This is a genomic window from Gammaproteobacteria bacterium, from assembly GCA_027296625.1.
Lineage (GTDB): Bacteria > Pseudomonadota > Gammaproteobacteria > JAKEHO01 > JAKEHO01 > JAKEHO01.
The window spans coordinates 1-4,171 of sequence record JAPUIX010000031.1 but is presented as its reverse complement, the minus strand read 5'-3'; the positions used below and the strand labels follow the sequence as shown (position 1 = coordinate 4,171).

At 53.2% G+C, this 4,171-nt stretch carries 3 protein-coding genes; all 3 read left to right on the top strand.

Going from position 1 to position 4,171, the window contains the following annotated elements:
* Positions 1-185: 185 nt before the first annotated feature.
* A complete protein-coding gene (locus O6944_01730; GenBank protein MCZ6717867.1) occupies positions 186-1,535 on the top strand; it encodes a hypothetical protein in 1,350 nt (449 codons plus the stop codon).
* Positions 1,536-1,551: 16 nt separating this feature from the next.
* A complete protein-coding gene (locus O6944_01725) occupies positions 1,552-3,402 on the top strand; it encodes an ATP-binding protein (protein ID MCZ6717866.1) in 1,851 nt (616 codons plus the stop codon).
* A gap of 10 nt (positions 3,403-3,412) precedes the next feature.
* Positions 3,413-4,171, top strand: a 759-nt coding sequence (locus tag O6944_01720) for a diguanylate cyclase (protein MCZ6717865.1), incomplete at its 3' end; no start/stop codon positions are given.

The window sequence follows — 4,171 nt, the reverse complement described above, 5'->3', positions numbered from 1 at the left end:
CACAGTGGCCGCCGTCAGGGCTGGTTGCTGGAAGGCATGTGGCGGCCCATCGATCACCTACGCGTTGGCGTGGGGTACAACTTCACGGACTTCTCTGACGATGAGTTCTCGAATAACGATTACTCGGTCAAGGGCTGGTTCCTGCGGTTGCAGGGGATCTACTGACGGAAGACAGGACGATAGCGATGGTGATCCAGGCAGAACAAACATCCAACTTGGCTGGCGATGCGCACCGCCAGGCAGGCCGCAAAGTGTCATCGCGCCCGCTGCGCTTAGCCGCAGAATTTGTCGTCGTACTCCTTATCGTGCTGTTATTTTTTTCCATCGTATTGGGGATTGCCAATATGCACTTCCCCATCCGTACTAATTTGAAAGAGCTTGCTTATCATAGACTATCTTTGCAATCAATATCCCGTGAACTGATGGTTGCCAGCGGAGATCAGGACTCCGGCCTGGCAGCCGCCAACCCGCTGACGGCCCAGCTTACCGAGATCAGCAATAAGGTGAACGTAAAGTTCGCTCAAGACATCGCCTGGTCTACAGCACAGATCGGTATGCCGCTGCACCACCGAGATGCCGTACAGACCTATGAGGGCGCCCGGGCCTTGATCGAGTTTGGTCAGAAAAGCTATCTGGAAATCGGTGAAAACTCGCTGGTGGTCTTCCAACGCATGGAGCCGGATCTGTTCACGCCTAAGCTACGCACGTTCCGGGTGATGGTGGAGGGGGAATTGAGAGGCAGGCTCTCACAATCGGAGGGGGGGTTAATCAAGCTACAGGTGGCCTTACCCGGCGCGAAGTTGCTTATGCCGTCTGCTGAGGGAGCAGGCGATGAGGCGGAGTTTAGAGTGGCCATCAACCCGGATCGATCAGCGACCGTGGCTATTTACGAAGGCGACGCAGAGGTATTGATAGCGGGGAAAAGCATCCGTTTAGCGGAAAATCGTGGTGTGACAATACGCGCTGATGGACAGCTCTTGGGGCCGGTGCCACTGCCATCACAGCCGGTACCGAAGTTGCCGCTCAACGGGAACGTTACCTATTACCGCGAGCTGCCGCCGAAAATCGCGTTTTCCTGGGAGCCGTCGCAGCCCGTGGAAGGCTATCGATTTGTGCTGGCGCGGGACCGGGATTTTCTTGACATTATAGTCAACGAGCGACTTACACGACCCACTTTCACGCACGGTAATTTAAAGAACGGCCGCTATTACTGGCGCGTGCGTGCGCTCGTGGGCCAAATGGAGGGCGCGCCAGGCGAATTACGGCAATTGCACATGGTTCAGGACCGGACACCACCGGTGCTTCGTTTGCAATTACCGCCAAAAGTCGTGCACCAGGATCAGTTCACGATACATGGAAGCACCGAACCAGGTGCGCGGGTATTTGTGCAAGGCAATCCGGTGCCGATCAGCAAAGACGGCAGGATTGAACACAACATGCGCATCAAGGCAGGTGCCAGTGTGATCGTTATCGAGGCCGTGGATCCGGCCGGCAACGTAGCTTATGTAACAAAACTCGTGAACGGAACATTTTGACTGTGAGTATTACGCCATGATCAGCCGATTGCGTTTCCCCATCCGCCTGAAGATCCTGATTACGTTTCTATTCGTCATCACGGTCGTGGTGAGCCTCATCATTTCCACCATGGCGAGGCTGTTGAGTACCGATAAAACGACGTATATCCGCGATCTGACCTCGGTGATCGCGCTGCATGTGGCGGAAGAAGCCAATTCGCTGTTGGTGAGCTACCACGGTAGGCTGCGGGTCTTTGCGGAGTTGATGCTTGACCAGCAACTCGCATCCGATGGCAAGGCGAAAATGATCAGAAACCTGTTTCGAAACTTTCGCAACTTTGTGGCGGTCAGCGTTCACGAGGAGGGAAGAGAACCGGTTACAGTCTACGACGCTAAGACGCTTGAAGCCGCCGGTATAACGAAGGAAGACCTATTCCGATATCGGAAAGAGCATCCGCTGTCTGCCGAGCGCATGCAGTCCATTCCGATTTATGTGGAGAATGCCACCATCACGCCTGAACTCCCGTTGCTATTAGTCGCCACCACTCTCGCTTCCACCAATAGTAAAAAACCGACAGTGATAACGGCTACCGTGCTTCTCGATCCACTGCTGCGCCTGGCCCGAAAACCGTCGGCATTCGAGGTCTTTATCATGGATTCGCAGGGTATTCTCATAGCGCACGCCGATTTACAAAATGTCGTACAGCGTGCACGCGCCGACTGGATACCGCAACTCACCCGTTTGGTGAAACAAAAACGTCTATTGGGCACCACCGTCGAGTATGAATACGGCGGCGAGCAAATGATCGGCGGTTTTGCCGGAATGGAGAGCAGCAGCTTGCTGGTGGGCGTGCAAATTCCCAAGGCGGCAGCATATCTTACCGCGCGCGAACTCCTCAATGACCTGATACTTCTGTCGCTGACGCTGTTTATAGTGACGGCGCTGATCAGTGTTTTTCTGGCATATCGCCTAACCCGTCCACTGGAACTGCTTAGCCAGGCTGCTCGTGAGGTAGGTAAAGGAAAATTCGACATCTCGATTAAGACTACATCAAACGATGAAATCGGTCTCTTGTCGGGATCCTTTAACGAGATGACCTCTGAATTAAGAAACCGGGAAGAGGCACTTGACAAAACCCAAGCCGCTCTCGTGCAATCGGAAAAGATGTCGGCGTTCGGCCAGCTGAGCGCGGGTATCGCCCACGAGGTGAAAAATCCGCTCACGGGAATACTGGGGCATGCCCAGCTTTCCCTGCGCAAACTCGACGAACAACACCCCGCCCGTAAGAATATCGTCATCGTCGAAAAAGAGACCAAGCGCTGTACGACTATTATCAACAACCTGCTGAAGTTTGCGCGGCGGGAGGAGACGCAACATAGACCGGTCGAAATCAATCATGTAGTAAAAGAGGCCTTGGCTATCGTGGAGCACCAAATGACCATCAACCACGTGAAACTGCAATTGGATCTCGCCGACAACCTGCCACCGATCCTGGGCAATGACAACCAGCTCCAGCAAGTACTCATGAACTTTGCGATTAACGCCCAGCAGGCGATGAACGGTAACCCCGGTGTGCTTCGTGTAGAGACCCGCCGCAGCGATTCTGGCCACAACGAAATTGTGGTCAGTGACACGGGACCTGGAATACCCGAGGAGATACGGGACAAGATCTTCGAGCCGTTCTTTACTACGAAATCGGTCGGCCAGGGCACAGGGCTAGGGCTGTCGGTAACTTATGGAATCATCAAGGACCACAACGGTGAGATCGCACTCGAAAGCGAACTCGGCAAGGGCAGCACGTTTATAATCACGCTTCCGATAGTCGCCGAATCACACGCGGCGACAAGTTCTGAAGAGCAACAGAACAAACAGAACAAGGTTCAATGAAAGGCCCATCATGAGCAAAGATTATTCAGTCGATGTCGGCAAAATAGATGATGTTGACCAACAAAATGGGCAAGCAAAAGTAATGAAGCGCGTTTTGGTAGTCGATGACGAGGAGTCCATCCGCGATATGCTGACCGAGGTTCTTGTTGCTGAAAAGTACGAGGTGGTACAGGCTCCAAGCGGCGAAGAGGCATTAGACCTCTTCCGAGATAATCCTTTTCCTTTAGTAATAACCGACATTCGAATGGGCGGCATGAATGGTTTCGAGCTTCTTGGCGAGATCAAGCAACTTGCGGCGGAAACGCATGTGGTAATCATGACGAGCCATGCATCGATGGATTCAGCGATCACTGCGCTCAAGAGCGATGCATACGACTATATTATCAAACCGCTTGAAGATCTGCGGTTAATTACTAATGTGGCGCGACGTGCAATCGAGAATTTCGCGCTTATCAAGGAGCGAAAATCGCTGATGGAGAACTTGAAGAACAGCAATGAGCGACTGGAGGAACTTGCCATCCGGGATGGGCTGACCGGGCTCTACAATCATCGCCACCTTTATGACGCCCTAACGAGGGAGGTGGCTCGCGCCACACGCTTTAACGTTAGCTTATCGGTAATCTTCCTGGACGTAGACTTTTTCAAGAAATATAACGATACCTACGGGCACCAAAGCGGAGACCAGCTACTCAAAGCAATTAGCCAGATCCTGCTCGACAACATTCGCCGAATAGATATCGCCGCGCGCTACGGAGGTGAGGAGTTTGTC

Bases quoted from the DNA above. Each gene is read 5' to 3' on its own strand.
- O6944_01730 (MCZ6717867.1), top strand. From the start codon at position 186: ATGGTGATCCAGGCAGAACAAACATCCAACTTGGCTGGCGATGCGCAC.
- O6944_01725 (MCZ6717866.1), top strand. From the start codon at position 1,552: ATGATCAGCCGATTGCGTTTCCCCATCCGCCTGAAGATCCTGATTACG.